The 20,147-nt window shown below is 43.3% G+C and carries 17 protein-coding genes; 7 read left to right on the forward strand and 10 right to left on the reverse strand.

Going from position 1 to position 20,147, the window contains the following annotated elements:
- Position 1: 1 nt before the first annotated feature.
- The 7 genes from H589_RS0105120 to H589_RS0105150 all read right to left on the reverse strand — a co-directional run bounded on the left by H589_RS0105120 (position 2) and on the right by H589_RS0105150 (position 10,869).
- Complete coding sequence (locus H589_RS0105120) at positions 2 to 358, reverse strand: hypothetical protein (RefSeq protein WP_027721043.1); 357 nt, start codon at positions 356 to 358, stop codon at positions 2 to 4.
- Entirely contained in the window at positions 358 to 2,013 is a 1,656-nt protein-coding gene (locus H589_RS0105125) for a hydantoinase/oxoprolinase N-terminal domain-containing protein (RefSeq protein WP_027721044.1), read from the reverse strand. Before H589_RS0105125 ends, H589_RS0105120 begins: the two co-directional genes overlap by 1 nt.
- A gap of 105 nt (positions 2,014 to 2,118) precedes the next feature.
- A complete protein-coding gene (amrB, locus tag H589_RS0105130) occupies positions 2,119 to 2,931 on the reverse strand; it encodes an AmmeMemoRadiSam system protein B (protein WP_027721045.1) in 813 nt (270 codons plus the stop codon).
- A 16-nt stretch (positions 2,932 to 2,947) separates the two neighbouring features.
- The gene (locus H589_RS0105135) at positions 2,948 to 6,352 is read right to left on the reverse strand and encodes a tetratricopeptide repeat protein (RefSeq protein ID WP_051249631.1); all 3,405 of its coding nucleotides are present in this window, start codon (positions 6,350 to 6,352) and stop codon (positions 2,948 to 2,950) included.
- A 107-nt stretch (positions 6,353 to 6,459) separates the two neighbouring features.
- Positions 6,460 to 7,476 (reverse strand): sigma-54 interaction domain-containing protein, encoded by a 1,017-nt coding sequence (locus H589_RS0105140; protein ID WP_027721047.1) that lies wholly within the window; start codon positions 7,474 to 7,476, stop codon positions 6,460 to 6,462.
- A gap of 203 nt (positions 7,477 to 7,679) precedes the next feature.
- The gene (locus H589_RS0105145; protein WP_027721048.1) at positions 7,680 to 9,089 is read right to left on the reverse strand and encodes a sugar porter family MFS transporter; all 1,410 of its coding nucleotides are present in this window, start codon (positions 9,087 to 9,089) and stop codon (positions 7,680 to 7,682) included.
- A 373-nt stretch (positions 9,090 to 9,462) separates the two neighbouring features.
- Complete coding sequence (locus H589_RS0105150; RefSeq protein ID WP_027721049.1) at positions 9,463 to 10,869, reverse strand: NAD(P)/FAD-dependent oxidoreductase; 1,407 nt, start codon at positions 10,867 to 10,869, stop codon at positions 9,463 to 9,465.
- Positions 10,870 to 11,117: 248 nt separating this feature from the next.
- Here H589_RS0105150 and H589_RS0105155 point away from each other — a divergent pair, with 248 nt between their 5' ends.
- From H589_RS0105155 to H589_RS19180, 3 genes are all read left to right on the forward strand, one after another.
- Positions 11,118 to 11,549, forward strand: coding sequence for an RrF2 family transcriptional regulator (locus H589_RS0105155; RefSeq protein WP_027721050.1), 432 nt, complete (start codon positions 11,118 to 11,120; stop codon positions 11,547 to 11,549).
- A gap of 198 nt (positions 11,550 to 11,747) precedes the next feature.
- Positions 11,748 to 12,221 carry a DUF1499 domain-containing protein gene (locus tag H589_RS0105160; protein ID WP_027721051.1) on the forward strand — a complete coding sequence of 158 codons (474 nt, stop codon included), beginning with the start codon at positions 11,748 to 11,750 and terminating at the stop codon, positions 12,219 to 12,221.
- A 111-nt stretch (positions 12,222 to 12,332) separates the two neighbouring features.
- Positions 12,333 to 12,767: a rhodanese-like domain-containing protein gene (locus H589_RS19180; RefSeq protein ID WP_035075111.1), complete on the forward strand. Its 435-nt coding sequence runs from the start codon at positions 12,333 to 12,335 to the stop codon at positions 12,765 to 12,767.
- Between the two features lie 172 nt (positions 12,768 to 12,939).
- Here H589_RS19180 and folE2 read toward each other — a convergent pair whose 3' ends face one another.
- The 3 genes from folE2 to H589_RS0105180 all read right to left on the reverse strand — a co-directional run bounded on the left by folE2 (position 12,940) and on the right by H589_RS0105180 (position 14,992).
- Entirely contained in the window at positions 12,940 to 13,707 is a 768-nt protein-coding gene (folE2, locus tag H589_RS0105170) for a GTP cyclohydrolase FolE2 (protein ID WP_027721052.1), read from the reverse strand.
- Positions 13,708 to 13,887: 180 nt separating this feature from the next.
- Positions 13,888 to 14,307 (reverse strand): nickel-responsive transcriptional regulator NikR, encoded by a 420-nt coding sequence (gene nikR / locus H589_RS0105175; RefSeq protein ID WP_027721053.1) that lies wholly within the window; start codon positions 14,305 to 14,307, stop codon positions 13,888 to 13,890.
- Positions 14,308 to 14,326: 19 nt separating this feature from the next.
- Positions 14,327 to 14,992 carry a class I SAM-dependent methyltransferase gene (locus H589_RS0105180; protein WP_027721054.1) on the reverse strand — a complete coding sequence of 222 codons (666 nt, stop codon included), beginning with the start codon at positions 14,990 to 14,992 and terminating at the stop codon, positions 14,327 to 14,329.
- A 348-nt stretch (positions 14,993 to 15,340) separates the two neighbouring features.
- Between H589_RS0105180 and gcvH the strand changes: the two genes are divergently transcribed.
- From gcvH to H589_RS0105200, 4 genes are all read left to right on the forward strand, one after another.
- Positions 15,341 to 15,721: a glycine cleavage system protein GcvH gene (gcvH, locus tag H589_RS0105185; RefSeq protein ID WP_027721055.1), complete on the forward strand. Its 381-nt coding sequence runs from the start codon at positions 15,341 to 15,343 to the stop codon at positions 15,719 to 15,721.
- 88 nt (positions 15,722 to 15,809) lie between these two features.
- Positions 15,810 to 17,141: an aminomethyl-transferring glycine dehydrogenase subunit GcvPA gene (gene gcvPA, locus H589_RS0105190; protein WP_027721056.1), complete on the forward strand. Its 1,332-nt coding sequence runs from the start codon at positions 15,810 to 15,812 to the stop codon at positions 17,139 to 17,141.
- Positions 17,141 to 18,586, forward strand: a complete 1,446-nt coding sequence (gene gcvPB / locus H589_RS0105195; protein WP_027721057.1) for an aminomethyl-transferring glycine dehydrogenase subunit GcvPB — start codon at positions 17,141 to 17,143, stop codon at positions 18,584 to 18,586. Before gcvPA ends, gcvPB begins: the two co-directional genes overlap by 1 nt.
- Positions 18,573 to 19,955 carry a dihydrolipoyl dehydrogenase family protein gene (locus H589_RS0105200; RefSeq protein ID WP_027721058.1) on the forward strand — a complete coding sequence of 461 codons (1,383 nt, stop codon included), beginning with the start codon at positions 18,573 to 18,575 and terminating at the stop codon, positions 19,953 to 19,955. Before gcvPB ends, H589_RS0105200 begins: the two co-directional genes overlap by 14 nt.
- Positions 19,956 to 20,147: the final 192 nt, after the last annotated feature.

Here is a 20,147-nt window from a genome sequence, read left to right on the forward strand (position 1 = left end):
TTTACTCACCCTTTTGAGCTTCAATAACTTCCAGGGGGTCCTGTTCGGAAGTTTCTGCAAAGAAGAGATCTGTATCATATGGACCGAAATGCTTCTCGTTACCAACCAATTCAAAAAATTCAATACGTGAGTAACGCCTGCAACGATCGCTGCTGACCATATATTTTGTATAGTAATCAGACTTGTCTGTTGAATGTGTCGATAGAGCAAGATCAATCACTCTATCTGCAAATTCGCACCATGCGTGCGCTGTCCATACTCCGTCTTTAAATATCCAGCCATGAACAACTTCCGTCTCAATATTCTCACTGGCACCTTCAAGACAATATTCCCATGCGGAAGGTTGGCGATTATACATTATTTGCTCTCCTTTTTCATATTATCAAGAGCCATTTTAATTGCGCCAAGGGCGTTACCGACCTCATGGTGATCAGGAAAAACAGCCTTTGTATGTAATTTTTCAGCAACTTCTGGCAAAAGTTTATCCGCTGCAGCGCCAATGCCCACAATTGGTAAATTGAGCGAAACATCAAAGCGGACCAACTCGCTGGCAGAACGTCCGGCAACGATACCAGCCATATTTCCGCCAATCTCTTTGCGCACAATATGTTCAAGCATGGCATTCTCAATTTTGAGTCTGGTTTCAGCCAAAACTTTTTGAGCAAAACCTTTGCCATCCATATCAAATTCAGCGCCTAATGTTTTTGCCGCTGCGATAGATTTTTCAGCATCACCAATTTCAAGTTCACCGAGAACATGCAAAGCATCAGTTGGAGTGAACCCTGCTTCCTCAATCTGCTGCTCGCGGACAAGCTGCTGAACACGACCGGTAAGTTTGATTTCCCCCATATCAACACCCCCAAGAATCTGGCCAAAAGTAGAAGGACCATTTTCCATCAGGTAATCAAGTACAGGGTCATCAGAATTTTTAAAGGCAGTTGGTCCAGCTTTAATCAAATGTGATTCATGTGCGCAGCCAATCCATTTCTCAGGTGAAGGAATATCACCAGCCATGCAAAGGGGAACAACTCTGCCTGGACCAACTTCAAGATTTCCTGACCTGTTAATACGTGAAAAACTGTCTCCCCCAACACCAACGGTAAACATTTCAACGGCTTCAACATGGGTTTCCCAGTCGCCGATTATGCTTCCGCTCTCTTCTATGGTCGGACGAGAGTTTCTGATCAGCGTAACATCCGTAGTTGTTCCACCGACATCAACTATCAGAGCATCTTTTGCCGGAGAATAAATACTACCGTAATAAGCCGTTGATGCAGGACCGCTGGCAAAGGTATCTGCAGCACGCTGCACAGCATCATCCATACTCATGGATGTTGCATTACCACGCACAACGACAACAGATTTACCAAGCCCACGTTCATCAAGAGCTTTGGCAACTCCGGATAAAAATTCTTTCATTACGGGCATCAGGCGGGCATTAAGCACCGCTGTTGCGGCTCTTTCTTTCTGACCGGCGCGGGTACTTATGGAATGGGAACAGAAAACAGGTTTGGGATCTGTGATAGTTATCGCTTTTGCAGCAATAAGTTCATGAGCCGGATTTTTGATACTCATGGCACTGCAGACAGCATATCCGTCAACATGCCCGGCCATATCATTGATTCCATCAACAAGAGATTCTATATCAAGGGGATCTTCTTCAGCTCCGGTTATTTTGTGTCCTCCGCTTACATAACGGACAGTAACAACCGGCAGCTTCAAAGCCTTGGTAGAGCCGATCATAAAAAGTCCGATCCGGGCTCCTTTGTTTTCGACAACAGCATTGGTCGCCAGAGTAGTAGAAACAGAAACGAGAGTTACATCATCAGGAGAAATTCCGCTTCTCTGAATGGCTTTATCAAGAGATGAAGCCAGCCCCAGACTCAAGTCATGATGTGTGGTAGGAGATTTTGCCGAGGCAATAACGCTGGAATCAGCACAATTAACAACAACAGTATCAGTATAAGTTCCACCAGTATCAATGCCAATGGCATAACCGTTAACTAGACTCATCGCGCATATATCCTTCGCCCTTAACAGGCATTATTTTTCTGAACCAGACTGCACCACCGCAACCCGATCAGTACAAATAATGCTGCTTTCGCCGATTGGCAAGTGCTAGGAAATAATAACTCCGGCATAAGCTACCACACTCTCGTAATCCCCGGTAACTTTTCCTGAATTTGTATACTCAATAAGCCGCCCGCTGCTTGCCCCGTTTTTCTTAGCTGCGTACATGCCTACCGTCATAGGCAACACACCGCACATGCTGATCTGGTTAGACGAAACAATCGAATAAAAGTCTGCAGGGTCCAGACGAATTACAGCTTCCAAGGCCATAGAATCCATTTTCTTAGCCTTGGCAGCAGAAATAAAATGACTCATATCTGAACTTACCACTATCGAAACAGGCTCTGGATATTCACTGATAATATCAGCCAGAAGCTCTCCTGCTTTATGTAAAGTTACAGGCGAAGACTCAGATATACAGACGGGAACAATTTTTGTTTCAGGATTAAGATAATGCAAAAACGGAAGAAGAACCTCCAGAGAGTGCTCACGCGCATGGGCCGCCTGGTTATCTACATAACCTGTTTTACTATCAATAAGTTTTTGAGCAAAGACATCATCCACTTCAAGCATTCCACCGGGAAACTCCCATGCTCCGGAACTCCAGACAGAAATAGAAGACCCCAATCCGGTATGGTTTGGACCAAGCAATACAACTGTAGGAGCCAGATTTGCCTGCATGATTGTCTTGCCACAGGCTTCACCTGAGAACATATATCCGGCATGTGGCAGCATAACCAGCCTGTCATATGACCGATCAGTTTTATTTTTAAGCCGTTTTAAATACTGACCGAGCTCACTTTTCAACTGTGTTGGGTTGTCGGGGTAAAAACGCCCGGCAACAACTGGCTTTCTGATCATACTTACCTGCCTTTAATTATTGAAAACCCATGTTCGGCTTAAACTTGGATGCATCCTGCTCAATCTTATGTGTTTCAAGAGCAGATTTTGCCAACCGGCCATATAAATCATCAGCACTCTTTTCTGCCACTTCTTCCATCAACTTCTTCCATTCAGACATGGCTCCGGCCTTCTCATAAAGCTGAGCCAAACGAAATCGTGAAGAAGCCCATTCAGAATCAGAGATCGGAATATACTTGTCATACTCGGCAGCCCATTTAAGAGCCTCACGATATCTGCCGGAACTCTCTGCCGCAAAAATTGTCATCAAAATACAATCTTTGATCTTTTCCCTGTCACCACCGGTCTCAAGAAGCATAGACAACGCTTCCTGGGCATAGATAAAAACTTTTTTAAGTTCCTTCTTCTTCATAGAGGACTTAGCCATATAGTACATGGAATAAGCACGCGACGATTCAGGCAAAAGAAGGTTTGAGGCCAGCCCGGCCCATAGAGGAGTACTGCGCTCGGTTTCGCCTAAATTTTCATAAGCCATTGCCTGTGCATATTCAATCTGCACTTGCTGCTTCGGGTCAAGCTTCCATTTATTTTTCGCGAGATTGACCAGATTAGTGACCTTACTCCAAGCCTGATCTTCAACATAAATTCCAAGAGCCATATCAAGCGCCATAGCTGAATATTTTGGTACTTCTTCTTCCTGAAGATAACGATCAATAAGCTCAAGAGCTTTTTGCGGCTGCGCTTTTTTCCAATAGCTTAAGGCAACCCCCATACGGGTATCATCATTTACACCTTTGCCGTCATCATTTTTGGCTGCGTACTTGTTCCAATAATCAATAACTCTGCCATAATTTTCATCTTTAACCAATTCAGGGACGGCCTTATCAAAGACCTGAGTCCCGAGTTGACTGGCTTTTTCGCGCAATGCACTACGTGGATACTTATCCAGAAAATCCTGTACAGCACTTAAACAGTCACCATATTTTTTATTCCAGTAATACCACATACCAAGCTTGAGCTGTGCAAGCGGCGCAAGAGGACTGTCAGGATGCTTTTCTACAATACGATTATAAATCTTCTGTGGTCTAAGATTGTAAGGACGATCAAAGACTTTATCCATTTGCGACATACTTGGATCATCATAAATACCTTCTTCAGCCAGACGCATCATAGCAACAAGGCCACCTTCTTTGTCAGGAAAATCCTTGGCTGCTTTTTCATAAATTTCTTTTGCTGCGTCTTTATCGCCCTGCTTTAAATAAATATCACCTATACGTGCTAAAACAATATCGGCTTCCTTTGCATCAGGAGCCAGGTTGTAGTATGCCCAATAATTTCCCTTGGCATCATTGACCTTGCCAAGTCTATTCTGGGTGTTTGCCGCCATAAGCAAGAAATCAAGGTCTTCAATATAAAATCTAGGCCAACGTTTATCGATGTAATCAATGATTTGATATGCCTGCTCATCATAACCCAGCTTATCAAGGGCCTTAGCCAAACCTAAAGCGGCATCACGCACAACTTTGCTGTCAGGATACATCTGAACAAGATATTGGAACTGATCAGCTGCTTTCTCGTACTCTCCCAAACCTAGATAATACTGCCCCCAATAATAGCTGATATAGGGTATATTAGGATCATTAGGATATTGAGATTTCAAAAGATTAAAATATGCCTTTGCTTCCGGCATATTCCCTACCTTAAGATTCAAAAGTCCCAGATTAAGCAACGCCATCGGAACATTAGGAGCCTTAGTGTCAGCATTCATTGCTTCCATCCAGGCACTGGAAGTCTCACCAAAATTGTCAGCCGGAGCATCCTTATAAAGTTCAGTCAAAGCCTCGGCCTTGCCATATAGGGCACGAAGGCGCATATCAGTTGGAATATATGGCAACAATGAAATTTCTTTAAAACCATCAACTGCAGCCTGTACCTGACCGTCAGCTAAGGTACTTTCTGCGGCAAGAAGCATCCCCTTGGCAATTTTTATCTTTTCTTCAAGGGTCATTTCCTTTTTAGTGCCACCTTCCTCATCTTCCCCTACGGAACTTTCAACAGGAAAAGCATCAGAACCGTCATCTACATAGCTATCGCCTTCGGCGCCCTCAGTTGCATCTGCTTCTCCCACTAAAGCAGATGCATTTACATTTTCATCACCCTGATCTGAAGTATCATACTCTCCAGCTTCAAAACTATCCTCATTTTGTGGTGGAGGAACAACCTGTCCTGATGCACCTGAATCAGGCGGGACGATACTACTACCGGCTACAGGACCATTTACTGTTCCAGATGCTTGTGACGGAGGAGGAGCGATTCTTCCGGAAGCTCCTCCTTCAGATAACTGCGGCGGAGACACTGCTCCGGAAACGCCTCCTTCTCCGGAAGGTCGTACTGCTTCAAAGCTATCAGATTCAGTCTGCGGCGGAGGCATGACACCTCCGGCAACGCCACCTTCTGACTGGACTGTCTCAGGCACAACCTGTCCTCCAGCTTTACCATTGTCAGCGCTATGAACTTCCTGATTCGACACAGGCACAACACTTCCAGCTGAATTTCCAGTGTCTGGATAAGAAGCCTGGGCAGTCTTATTGTAGCCTATTCCAGCTCTAGCAGGAGGAATAGAAGTATCTACAGGTTTAGCCTCACCGGGGCCGACATTGGATACTGGAGCACGGTAGGTATAAGGAACTGAATAAAATGGCCGTCTTGAAGGAACTGAAACATCCTGCTGAGCTGGATTATTAATTTCCTGAGCAGCTTTAAGTTCGTCCTTAAGCACAGGTGACTCTTCACTGTCAGGTAAATCTACTTCTGAAATAACAGGAGGTTTTTCAACCGATTTACGAATAACCTGTTTTTTTTCTACAGGCTTAGATTCGACTCTTGATTCTTTTTTTTCAACTGGAGTTGTTGACTTAGCAGAAGTTTTGAGGACAGACTTCTTCTGATCAGCAACTTTCTTGGATGCCGCTTTCTTCTGCGCAGCACGTTTTTGCGCAGCACGCTTTTGTGCAGCTTTCTTACGCTCAGCTTCCTTTTTAGCTTTGTAGTTGGGAGAACGCCATTTAGATCCGATAGGATCACGAAAAACCTGGATCAGCATTTCCCCGTTACCGGCAGGTATACGGATAAAACCAAACCCGGTAATACGAGTGCCGAGTGTAATAGAATTCTTGCCGACCTTTAAGGAGTCAACTATTCGCAGGGAAGCTACGGGAGCTGGAGTAGGTTTTTTTTCAGCAGCAAGTGCATTATCTGGAAAAGAAATAGTGATTTGATTGCGCCCTGTACGGCGCACTTTGCCGGATATATTTTTCTGATCAAAGACAAAACGAATTGTATCCATGTCAGCTTTGGTATCAATAAAATACTCCAAAGCATAACCAGGATGCGGGCAGGCCAGCCAAATAACGGCTGCCATAAAAAGCGTCCGGAAAATTCCGGTAAATCGGCTGATCGTCACAATCAGGTATCTCTGCAATATTCCTGCCTTCCCCGCATATCCACCACAATAAATTTAAAAAATTGTTATACTTCCAACTTCCTCTTCTTAATTTTCTCAATAAGAGTAGTCCGTTTAACTCCAAGCAGCTCAGCAGCTTTATTTCGAACACCACCGGATTTCTCCAAGGCTTCAATAAGAATTCTGTCTTCAATCTTTTCAAGAAAATCCTTAAGTCCAGCAGCACCCTGCTCAGCCATATCATCAAGAGTAGGCCAACTGAAGCCAACAGGCTGCATAAGCTCTGCGACTTTCTTTTTCGGTTCTTTACCAACATCTTTCCAGATTTTATCTGGAAGATCCTCTGGAACAATTTCGTCCGCATCGCAGAGAATACACATACGTTCCATGAAATTTTCAAGTTCGCGAACATTGCCGGGCCATGAATATGATACCATCATATCTGCTGCAACAGCATCAATGCGCAAGGCTTCTATATCCTTATCTTCACTGAAACGATTCAAAAAATGTTTTGCCAGCATCAGGACATCGCCACCACGATCTCTGAGAGGTGGAAGATGCATAGGAATTACATTGAGTCGATAGAAAAGATCTTCGCGAAAACGTCCGGCAGCAACTTCCTCCTCAAGATCACGATTGGTAGCTGCAACAATACGAACATCTACCTTTTTTATGGATGTTCCACCAACCCGTTCAATTTCTTTTTCCTGCAGGACCCTGAGAATTTTAACCTGCAAGCTTAAATCCATCTCACCTATTTCATCGAGAAATATTGTACCACCGTCAGCGAGTTCGAACCGACCGGGGCGAGACCGTACCGCATGCGTAAATGCACCTTTTTCATGCCCGAAAAGCTCAGATTCCAGAAGTTCTTTAGGAATAGCACCGCAGTTCACTGGAACAAAAGGCTTCTCCTTTCGCTTGCTGTTATGGTGCAATGCACGGACCAGTAATTCCTTCCCCGTGCCGGATTCCCCCGTAACCAGCACGGTACTGTCCGTAGGCGCAACCTTTGCAAGAATAGCAAAGACCTCCTTAAGCGCAGGACTGTTTCCGATAATTCCATTCACATTAAGAGCCATTCGGCCTCCAAAAAAATATTTTCAGGGGATGACTTGATAGATGTTTCACCTGAGTTAGGTGATAGTATCATAATAAAATCAGTAACCCTACACATTCACTGTCAATCAAATGACACAAAGTCAATAAGCAAGTTGATTTTTATTACAAAATATAATCAAAAAACTCATCGGTACATTTTTAAATTTGTTTAAAAACAAAATTACTACTCCATATCCTCTAATTCCCGACCTCTGGTTTCACGAATCAAAAACATGACAAAGAAAAAAGACACCGCTGCAAAAAATGTATAACCCAAATAAGTAAATCCAAGGCCAACCCATTCTACAAGAGAAGGAAAAGAAGCGGAAACAACAAAGTTAGCGACCCACTGAGCCCCGGCTCCCAAGGCAAGAGCAGATGCCCGCATTCGGTTGTTGAACATTTCTCCAAGCAAAACCCAGACAACAGGTCCCCATGAAAAACCGAAACAAAAAACATAAATGTTAGCTGCAACAAGGGCAGTCGTAGCAGTCTCTCCAATAAGCTTAGGATTTCCAGCAGCATCAAGTGGTGCTGTACCAAACAGATATGCAAGTATCCCTAAGGTAATGACCATTCCGGCAGATCCTGACAGGAGCAACGGTTTACGCCCGATACAATCAATAAAAACAATCGCAATAAGCGTTGTCACTATATTTACAATTCCTGTAACAACCGTAATCCACAAGGAATGCTGCTCGGTAAACCCAACACTCCGCCAGAGCATACTTCCATAATAAAAAATTACATTAATCCCAACAAACTGCTGCAATACAGATAGTCCAAGTCCAAGCCAGACAATGTGCTTAAAGCCGATTCGCCCCTTAATATCAGCAAAGGCAGCCCCACCTTCGACTTGTAGTGTAACCTTGATTTCTTCTATCTTCTCAAGAACACTATCTCCAATTACTTTTCCTAAAATTTCATGAGCTTCAGTTTCTCTCCCTCTTCCGATTAGATATCTCGGAGACTCAGGAATCATCATAGATGCAATTAAATAAAGTAAAGCCGGAGGAACCTCAGCCCAAAACATCCAACGCCATGTTTCAAAACCAAACCACAATTCATTACCGGCAGAACCACCGGCAACCTCAACCAGCATGTAATTACTCAGCATAGCGATAAAAATACCCACGACAATAGCCAATTGCTGTAATGACCCAAATCGCCCTCTAAGAGACGCCGGTGAAATTTCGGCAATATAAGCAGGCGTTATGGCACTTGCCAGCCCGATACCGATTCCACCTAAAATCCTCCAGAAAATGAAATCCCAAACAGTAAAAGGAAGCCCTGCTCCGACGCCACTTGCTGTAAACAACACAGCCGCCAGCATCATACCTTTAATACGTCCATATTTATCAGAAATATATCCGGACCCCAGTGCACCAACGGCAGAACCAAGTAAAGCCAGTGAAACAGACATTCCAACCAGCACCGGACCGACTTTAAAATAATCACCCAAAGCGATGACTGCTCCGTTTATAACAGCTGTATCAAATCCAAATAGAAACCCTCCAAGAGCGGCAGCAGTCGACAGAAGTAAAACAAAAGCAATGCAGGCAGGCTGTTTGTCACTAGTAGGAGCAGAGATCATCTTTCACCTTCTTAACTTTAAATTAAGCAGCAACATAAAAACATTTTATAATGAACATCCTTTCCCATTAACACAGTAAATTTTAGGTGTCATTACAGTTCACTGCTACAGTTACCTGTATGCCACATTTTAAATCATTCAATTTAATTTTAAATAAAAATCGCTCTACCTCCATTTTTTATGCTGAAATGATGAAAAATAAAAAGTGAGAACAAAAACGGTAATTAAAATTGTTTCAACTCAGGCACGGATTTTATTAATTACACTAAAAAAAAGGGTTGAATTTCTTTAAAGAAATTCAACCCCATACAAAGCGCTTACATCGTACTACTTAAAGTCAAAAGACGCTTCTCATCTCAAGTACATATATTAATTATTTTTTAATTCTGCTCACAATTTCTTTGGCCGGGATAATACCGGTAGCAGAAGCTGAAACAATGTTTCCGGCCACTCCCGGGCCATCCCCAGCAACAAAGAGGCCTTCAAGAGCTGTTTCAAGAACTTCTGAAGTTTCAATCTGGGTTGAGAAAAACTTAATTTCCGGAGCATAAAGAAGTGTTTCTTCGTTAGCTACTCCGGGGACAACATCATTAAGCTTTTCAAGACCTTCAATAAGGTTACGAACTATACGCTCAGGCAGCGCCATAGCGATGTCACCGCAAGTCACGTTTTTCATAGTAGGTTCAACAAAGCTGTTGCGAACCCTGTTCCATGTAGAACGTCGTCCACGCTTTAGATCACCAAAACGCTGTAAAATAGGCTTACCGCCACCAATAATAGTTGCAAGTTTCCCTATGGACTCTCCATATGCCTGATTATCAGTAACAGGCTCTTCGAGCACTACTTTAGAAAGAAAAGCAAAGTTGGTATTTTCCGATTTCTTATCCATATATGCATGTCCGTTCACACAGACAAAATCCTGATAATTTTCAAGTGCGACAAAACCACCCTGATTAGTACAAAAAGTGCGAACCTGATCGTCATAAGTGTTAGTACGGATAAAGAAAGTCGGGTCATAAATAACGCTGCAAAGGTCACGCATAATATCACCATGAACTTCAACACGCACACCAACTTCAATACCACGCTGAGTAATAGCCAGATCATGTCTCTTTGCTACAGATCCCATCCACTCTGCCCCGACACGTCCAGGAGCGAGAATAACATTTTTAGCTCTATACTCAGCTTTTTTAGTCACTACACCGGCGAGCTTTCCATCCTCAATGAGGATATCTTCAACATTTTCATTGGTATGAAAAGTTACTCCCTTCTCCTTGCAATACTCAGCCATAGCTGCAATATGCCCGGGAAGATTGTCACTGCCGAGATGCTTTTGCTTAATAAGCAGCAAATCGATGCCATGCTTCAAGGCATCTTTTCGAATATTTTTTGCCGTTTCCATGTCAGTAGGAAAAACCTTTCCATCCATGTTGAAACGGTTAAAGATTTCTTCAGTTTCATCAATGAGAGCTTTTGCCTCAGAAACAGACATAAACTGCGTCAAATCAGTCTTGCCCAGCTTGTGAATATAATTAAGCTTTCCATCTGAGAAAAGCCCGGCTCCCCCTACACCAGACAAGATGTTACAAGGCTTACACTTGATACATTCCTGATCTCCGGTAATAGGACAGTTTCTTTTAAGGGAACTTTTCCCTTTTTCGATGACCAGCACATCAAGATTTGTATGCTCGCCAAGATAAAACGCGGCAAAAAGTCCTGCTGGACCACCACCGACAATAATTACATCAAACTCTTTCTTCCCGGAATTGTTCGGGTTCATAATAATCTCCAAATATTGGTCTAGAATCCACACAAATCAAAAAGACGCGCAGAAATGCCAATGTACACTTTTACCGAAAAGCAATCAATAAATCAACATTTTCTTCTATTTTTACATCATCAAATAAAATATAATATTATCAAAGCTTTAACTAAGAATATCCAAACAATAACACTATCAAAACTTAATCCCTCTTGACCCGACAGAATTACTTTTTTAATTAGACTGTAAAGCAAGAAGGAAAATACATGAGACTGACCACCAGAAGTAGATACGGTACCAGAATGATGCTGGATATAGCGATGCACTGTAGAACAGGACCAGTTCGTATCAGCGATATTGCCAGCCGCCAGGGACTATCCACCAAATACCTTGAAAAACTCATTCGAGAGCTTAAAAAAGCTGGCTTCATCACCAGCAAAAGAGGCCCCGGTGGAGGACATATTTTGTCAATGTCTCCGGAAGATATCTCCGTTGGAGATGTTGTAAGAAGCCTTGAAGGTGAATCTGGACTTGTTGAATGCCTTGAAGATGATGTTATGTGCCAGCGCATTGAGAACTGCCCCACCCGTGAGGTATGGATCAAAGCCAGCAAAGCCATGTATGCAGCTCTTGACGAAATCAGCATCTCAGATTTACTCAAAGAAGGCTCATTCTGTATCAAAACAAACCCATTCTAAATTTATACAGCTCGGATAAAAATATCCCTTGTCGGTTTATGTACCGGCAAGGGATATTTTTGTTTTGCACATAGTTATTAACAGCATGTCACTAACTCACTAAACTGGTATATTTTTTGATTTAATAAAGACAACTCTTTAGATTTTATTAATAAACTTCTTGCTCATAAGATATTTTATGACCTATCCTTTTTAATTATGACATACAAAATAATTTTATTATTAATGGTAGTTTCAGGGATAGCGCTCTTCACAGCCGCATGTATATCCACTGCTCCAGACAATCTTGGAGTAAAAAATGGAAAATTTTCTCCATGCCCTGACAGTCCTAAATGCGTCTCATCGCAGGCAAAAGATCCGTCGCATAGAATTGATGCAATCAAAGCTTCAGGCTCGGCACAGGAAGTGATGCAGCACCTCACAGAGGTCATAAAACAAATAGAAGGATCAAAAATAATAAAAACAGAAGGCCCATATCTTTATGCTGAATTCAGAAGTAAAATATTCAGATATGTTGATGACTTCGAATGTTTTTATGATGAACCAAATGGATTAATAGAAGTAAAATCTTCGGCACGGCTCGGATATTACGATTTTTCCGTAAACAGAGACAGAGTCGAAAAAATACGCGAACTTTTTAAAGAAAAATCTGACCGAACACTTATACAATAGAAAAATACAATACAATCTCATTTTAAGTATCAGCATTTAATATTCGACGAGAAGTTCTCCTTATGGTTACACGCAAGTAAATAATTACACCTACACCAAAAGGAGAACAACATGAGCTTATCAAAGAAATTACTGCTGGTATTAGGTACAGCTATCATGACTCTTGTAATTGCAGCCTCTGCCTTTGCTATGAAAGAGAAATATAATTATATGAGTGCTGCATCACTGCAAAAAGCCATCGAAAATAAAGCTGATATTGCCATTATAGATATTCAGGAATCAGATGATTTTAAAGCCCACCACATTAAAGGCGCAGTTGAAACATGTGCATATCCTGTTAAATCTGATTCAGACAAAATCAAACTTGAAGCAAGTCTGAATGAACTGAAAGATTCCACCAAACCAGTTGTCGTAATTTGCCCGAGAGGCAAAGGCGGCGCAGAAAGAACAGTTGACTACTTTGTGAAAAAAGGGATTGCACCTTATCGTGTATTTATCCTCACTGAAGGTCAGGGCGGCTGGTCTTACAGCGTTGAGACAGAATAATTATTTCCACGTGAAAACAAAAAAATGCCGCCAGAAGTTCTGACGGCATTTTTTTTAACCTTAAAATGTCGTCGCTGTTGCTTAACCCATGGGTCAAGCAACAGCGACTATCTCCGGAGCTCAGGTGAAGTCTTTACCTCCCCTGTCTCCCTACTTGTAATATAAGCACAAATCAGCCTTTGACAATACTTGCAAAAGCACAATGATTGTGAATCGATTCAAAGCTATCCACATCCACTTTGTACCATAATATTTTGGGGTGTTTTTCCAACCCCATAGCCGCATTCCGAACAACATCTTCTACAAAAGTCGGATTAGAAAAACTTTTTTCTGTAACATGCTTTTCATCTTCTCTTTTCAGCAATGAATAGACTTCGCAGGAACCGGACTGTTCAGCAATCTCAACCAGATCTTCAATCCAGACAAACCCATCAGACTTGGTTTTAATATGAACTACTGCCCGCTGACTATGAGCACCTTCATCACTGATCGCCTTTGAGCAAGGGCAAACGGTCATAACCGGAATCTTAACTCCAAGAGTGAATTCAAGTTTATTCCCAACAAGCTCACCCTCTACAGAGCAATCATAACTCATAACCCCGATACGGCCACTTACAGGGGACTTCTTTTTCAGGCAAAACGGAAAGCTCAATTCAGCATGAGCACTACGCGCTTCCAGTCTACGCAGAATATCGCTTAATAAATTGAAAAAACTTTCATAATCCAGTTCCTCAGTCCAGTCTTCAAGAGCCTCTACAAAACGGCTCATATGCGTACCCTTAAAATGAGCAGGCAAATCAACTGAAAGAGCCACTTTAGCCATTGTATGCTGACTTCCGGTTTTGCGATCACGTACAACCAATGGGAGGGTGAGATCCCGCACACCGACACGGTTAATAGACATGGCCACTTTGGCAGGACTATTTTGAACGTCTTCCATTTTTTTCCTGAAATTTATTTGATGCGCTGTAACCATCTATCTGAGACAATTTAATAGCTAGAGGAGTTTTATAAAAACTCCTCTAGCCTTTTAAAAATCTTTAATAAACTTTGCGCTGGTTGAATAAAAATTTAGATTAAAAGTAGTAAAGAACTATACAGCTAATCCATTTCACAATAGCTAAACAAGTGTCTCGCCGGTAGTAGTAAGTCCAAGTTTTCCGTGCTTAACACCTTTAGTCGAGATAAGACGATGAGCAAGCTCTTTGATCAACTTACCATTGCCTTTAAGCACCATTACTTCGAGACAGTTATCGTGATCAAGATGAACATGCAGAGTAGACATTATAAGATCATGGCTATCATGCTGCAGCTCAGTCAGCCTCTGTGACAAACCGGTATGGTGATGATCGTAAACTAGGGAAAGTGTACCGGCCATTTCACCTTCGGTTTCATCCCATTCTTTTTCAACCAGCATATTACGGATCAAATCTCTGATTGCCTCAGAGCGGGTCTGGTAACTTTTTTCATCACAAAGTTTATCAAATTTTTCAAGCAGGTCGGAATCAAGGGAAACCCCGAAACGTATTGTTTTGCCCATTTTCAAACCTCCGTAGCGATTATATTTTGTGTCCGGGAACAACTTCCCGAATATTAACTGTCATTTCAGCATTGCAGCAAGCTGCCTTTTCCGTAAGCGGCAATGAAGTCTGCCAACCTAGATTTTCAAGTTTGCTCCAGACAGGATAGGAAACATCCCTGACAGGCTCTGCCATCCAGATCATACCACATGGCTTAAGCACCCTGCGAAAAAGTTTCTCCAATGGATCAAAAAACCTTTTTTCGTAAAGAATATCGCCACCCCAGATAAAATCAAATGAATCTTCGGCCAAAGCAGGATCACGCCAATCCATCTGTAGCCACAATGGCTGCTCAGTCTTATTTATTTGAGCATTTTCTCTGGCATATACGAGCGGTGCGAATTCATAATCAAAAGCAACAACTTCTGCTCCGAGAGACTGGCCTATTATAGCAGTCAAACCAAGCCCGCAGCCAAGATCTAAGCATTTCTTACCCCTGATAGATGCGGCATTACGATAAAGCCATTCACCGAGAAGAACACTTGCAGGCCAAAGTTCAGCCCAGTAAGGAAGACGTTCATCCTCACCAAATTCATCCTCACCGATGGAATCCCATAAGGTTTCAAGATCAGCTGTACGCTCAATATCCCAAATCCTTCCGGCAGTTTTGATCTTGAGAGTCTCCTTGTCAGTCGACACGACCATTACTGTCTGCTCCTACATATAACATAACAATTTTATAAGTATTTATATTTAAAAATAGTGACATCGGGCAGAATCCACCCTTAAAAACAAATCTACATACAAACTCTTTACTAGCTGCGTATGCCCTTTTTCGTCAAAACACAAGTTTTAGTAACACGGACAAATTCACTGCAAATTTATAAAATTATTAATTTTTTCATTATGCGCTAAATTTTTATGTAAATTTTATGAAAATTGCCCTTCACAAAGGCTTTTATTTCTTAAGCATGAATGCTATCTGTCACAAGTTCATTTAATGCATATCAGTTAGGAAAATTCAATTTTTTGTTCACACATAAAGGAGGCCTCATGATCCCCCAGGAACTTCTTTACGCCAAATCTCACGAATGGCTCAAAGTAGACGGTGAAAACGGAACTATCGGTATTTCCCATTTTGCACAGGAACAGCTCGGCGATCTTACATTCGTCGAACTTCCTCAGGTAGGAGATTCATTTGCAGCCGGTGACGAATTCGGTTCTATCGAATCAGTAAAAGCTGCCAGTGAAATATACGCTCCTGTAGACTTCGAAGTTATTGCTATAAATGAAGCACTCGAAGACGCTCCCGAAAAAGTTAACGAAGACCCTTATGGTGACGGCTGGATGGTCAAAGTTAAAATAACCGGTCCAACAGACGCTCTTCTTGATGCAGCAGCCTACGAAAAGGTTACTGAAGAAGAAGATCATTAATCTGGAGCAATTCTAGTATAGTTAACAATTTCCCCGCCGGCCGCTCACGTCAGCGGGGAATTAATATTTTATATACCGGAGGACAACCATGCCTTACGTACCTCATTCCCCGGAAGAAATACGGGAAATGCTTGATGTGATCGGCGTAAACTCCGTGGAAGACCTGTTTGCAGAAATTCCGACAGAACTTCGCCCAAAAAGCTTCGACCTTCCTAAAGGTAAAAGTGAAATGGCAGTTCTGGAAATGCTGGAAAAAATGGCATCCAGAAACACCACCAACCTGACCAGCTTCCTTGGCGCAGGATTTTACGACCACTTCATCCCCACAGCAGTTGATGCGCTGTCATCACGCAGTGAATTCTATACCGCATACACACCATATCAGCCAGAATCTTCACAGGGAACTTTGCAGGCTATTTTCGAGTACCAGACCGCTATGGCCAGACTCATGGGTATGCAATACTCCAACGCTTCTGTATATGATGGTGGAAGCGCACTCTATGAAGCCACCCTTATGGCTGTCCGCAAAACCAGACGCCGCAAAATTATTGTCAGTGAATCACTGAACCCTATTTACAGGGTGATGCTGAATTCCTACACAAGCAATTTAAATATTGAACTTGTGACTGTGCCCCACAACCACGGATGCACAAACGTCAAATCAATTACCGCAGCCATTGATAATGAAACTGCGGCAATCATAGTTCAGAACCCGAACTTCTTTGGTTCTGTAAATGATTTCACAGATCTTTTTGCTACAGTTCACGAACATAAAGCTGTAGCTATCATGTCCACCTATCCGGTCATGCAATCTGTGCTAAAAACACCGGGTCAGATGGGAGCTGATATTGCTGTTGCAGATGGTCAGTCTATTGGGCAGCCCCTTTCATTCGGTGGGCCGTATCTCGGCATTATGACTTGTTCTAAAGCACTAATCCGCCAAATGCCGGGGCGTATGGCAGGACGCACTGAGGATGAAGACGGTAAGACCGGTTACGTTCTTACCCTGCAAGCCAGAGAACAGCATATCCGCCGCCAGAAAGCGACTTCAAATATCTGTTCCAATCAGGCTCTTTGTGCTTTACGCACTCTCATTCACCTCTGCCTGCTGGGAGAAGAAGGACTGCGCCGCACAGCTACTTTATCAGCTGAACGGGCTCATTACGCAGTAGAAAGACTCACTGCAATTGACGGTGTTGAGTTGTTCACAAAAGGACCGTTCGGGAATGAATTCGCATTAACCCTTCCAGTAAATGCGTTTGAAGTTATCGACAAGCTCACCGAGCGCGGCATCATCCCCGGTTTTCCTTTGGGCCGTTATTTCGACGGCATGGAAAACGGACTGCTGGTAGCCTGCACTGAAAAGACCACAGAAGAACAGATCGGCATTTTTGCTGAAATTCTGCGGGGGGCAATCTAATGAAAACAGTATTCCAGAAATCAATTCCCGGCCGTGAAGGCTGCTGGCCTGAAGAACCAAAGAAAAAAATTGAAGATATGATTCCTGCTGATCTTCTGCGTGAAGACGCCGGCATGCCTTCTCTTTCTGAACTGGACGTGGTTCGCCACTTTACCCAGCTTTCCATGAAAAACTACGGTGTGGATTCCAATTTTTATCCTCTTGGATCCTGCACCATGAAATATAATCCCAAGTTCACTGAAAAAGTAGCTGCCCTGCCCGGATTTGCAAAATTGCACCCGGCTATGCCCCAGTTAAAGGGAGCAGGACGCCATTGTCAGGGAGCATTGGAAGTTATTTATGAAACTGAAAAGCTGCTCTGTGAACTGACCGGTATGGCAGATTTCACCATGCACCCGATGGCCGGAGCGCATGGTGAATTGACCGGAGTAATGCTTATCGCTGCCTATCATGCAGATAAAGGCAACAAAAAAACTAAAATCATCTGCCCGGACTCCGCACACGGTACTAATCCCGCATCAGCAGCTATTGCCGGATACGATGTTGTATCTGTTGAGTCGACCGATGGCATTATCACTCCAGAAGCTCTTGCAGAGGTTCTGGACGATGAAGTTGCAGGTGTAATGATGACCTGTCCTAACACTCTTGGACTATTCGAAACACATCTGCCAGAACTCGTCAAAATGATTCATGATAAAGATGCCCTGCTTTACTACGACGGCGCAAATATGAACGCTATTATGGGTAAACTGCGCGTCGGAGATGCAGGTTTTGATGTTGTGCACCTTAATCTGCATAAGACCTTTGCAACACCACACGGTGGAGGAGGCCCAGGTTCAGGTCCTGTCGGTGTAAGTGAAAGACTTGTTCCTTTCCTACCAGCATCGCACGTTAAAAAGATGGAAGACGGACAATTTTATCTTGATTACGATGCTCCTAAATCCATTGGATATGTTGCACCTTTCTACGGTAACTTCGGCGTATACCTTAAAGCGTATGCATACATGCTCCGCCTTGGCCGTGAAGGCCTGATAAGAGCAACCGAAGGAGCAGTCCTCGGTGCAAACTATATGCGCAAGAGACTTGAAGATTACTTTGAAATTCCGCACAACCGTATCTGCATGCATGAATTTGTTGCTTCAGCTGTAAAACAGGCTAAAAACGGTGTTCGGGCTCTTGATGTAGCAAAAGCACTGCTTGATAAGGGTCACCATGCTCCTACCATCTACTTCCCGCTCATTGTGAAGGAATGTATGATGATTGAGCCTACCGAAACCGAAAGTAAGGAAACTCTGGACCAGTTCATTGATGATCTTATTGAGATTGCAGCGCTGGCTGAGACTAATCCTGAACTGATTCAGGCTGCGCCTGTAACCCTTTCAGTGAAAAGACTCGACGAAACAAAAGCAGCACGCGACATGGTGATGACCGATGACCTCGGATAATCTCCCTGAAAACAACCGCTCCTACGACCTCGTTGTCGTGGGAGCCGGACCGGGTGGTTTTGACGCCGCTATAGAAGCAGCAGAAGAAGGAATCAAAGTCGCACTGATTGAAAAAGAACTGTTAGGTGGAACCTGCCTTAACGTTGGCTGTATTCCCACCAAACTCTATCTCGGAGCAACATCTCCTGTAGAAGAACTGGAGGCGCAGTCCAAAGCCCGTGTTGCCAAGGGTGAAATCGAAATTGATTTTAAAGCCCTGTGTACTAAAAAAGACCGCTTCATCGGGGCAACCCGCAAGGCTATGGCTCAAAAAGCTAAAAAACTGGGTATTGATATATATCCTGCCACAGCAAAAGTAATTGAGCCGGGTAAAGTTGAAGTTTCCCACCCGGAAGAATGTGCTGTACTAGAGTACAAATCACTAGTCCTGGCAACGGGGTCCCACCCAACAGTTTTCCCGGGACTTGAACCAGACAATGAGACCATTTTAGATAATACAGGTTTTCTGGCACTCACTGAAATGCCAGAATCACTACTGGTTATCGGCGCTGGGTTCATTGGTCTTGAAATGGCCCAGATTGCGCACCGTACCGGCTGCAAAATCACTGTGGTCGATGCTCTTGACCGCATAGCCGTTTATGAAGATCCTGAAGTTTCAAAAGCTTTACACGGAGTTTTCAAACGCAATAAATGGGATATAAAACTCGGAGTGAAGGTTAAATCAGTCACTGCCGAAGACGGCAAAGCCGTTCTGCGGACCGAGGATGGTGAAGAACTTATTGCAGATAAAGCGCTGATAGCCATTGGACGCCGTCCTAACTCCAAAGATCTTGGACTCGAAGTTCTTGGTGTTGAGACTGCAGGACCAGGCTTTGTCAAGGTTAATGAAAATCTTGAAGCCGCGCAGAATGTCTACGCCATCGGTGATCTGAACGGAAAAGTTCTGCTCGCACACGCTGCAAGCCATCAGGCAGGCTACGTGGTGCGCCGTATTAGTGGAAAGACAGAAGGTCCCTATGAGCACGGGCCTATTCCGTCAATACTTTACGGCTCTCCAGAAACCATGCGTGTAGGCCGTATGCCGGCTGATCTTGAAGGACAGGGCGAAGTTAAAGTTTCATCCTTTCCGCTTGTAGCCAACCCTATTGCCCAGGCATATGCTGCGACACAAGGGTTTGTTAAAGTCGTCTGGCTGGACGGCAAAGTTGCCGGAATAACCGCTGTAGGACATCATGTTTCAGGTTTTACAACAGCCGCGGCAATGATCGTGCAAGAAAGCTGGACTAAAGATGATATCCACAAAGTAGTATTCCCGCACCCCTCGCTTGATGAAGCTCTTCTCGGAGCTCTCAAAGGTGAACAAAAGTAAGAATTACCAAAACTATTCTACTGCGTAACTAGCGTAAGTACATACTGTATTTGATAATAAAAAAATCCCCTTGAACTCCCAGTTCAAGGGGATTTCAGATTGATACCTTTTACTCACACCTGTCTATGCAAAAAGCCAATGTACTTAGAACGCTAAAATATAAATTCATAACAGACAAAAACTCGCCAGCGC

The organism is Maridesulfovibrio zosterae DSM 11974, from assembly GCF_000425265.1.
Lineage (GTDB): Bacteria > Desulfobacterota > Desulfovibrionia > Desulfovibrionales > Desulfovibrionaceae > Maridesulfovibrio > Maridesulfovibrio zosterae.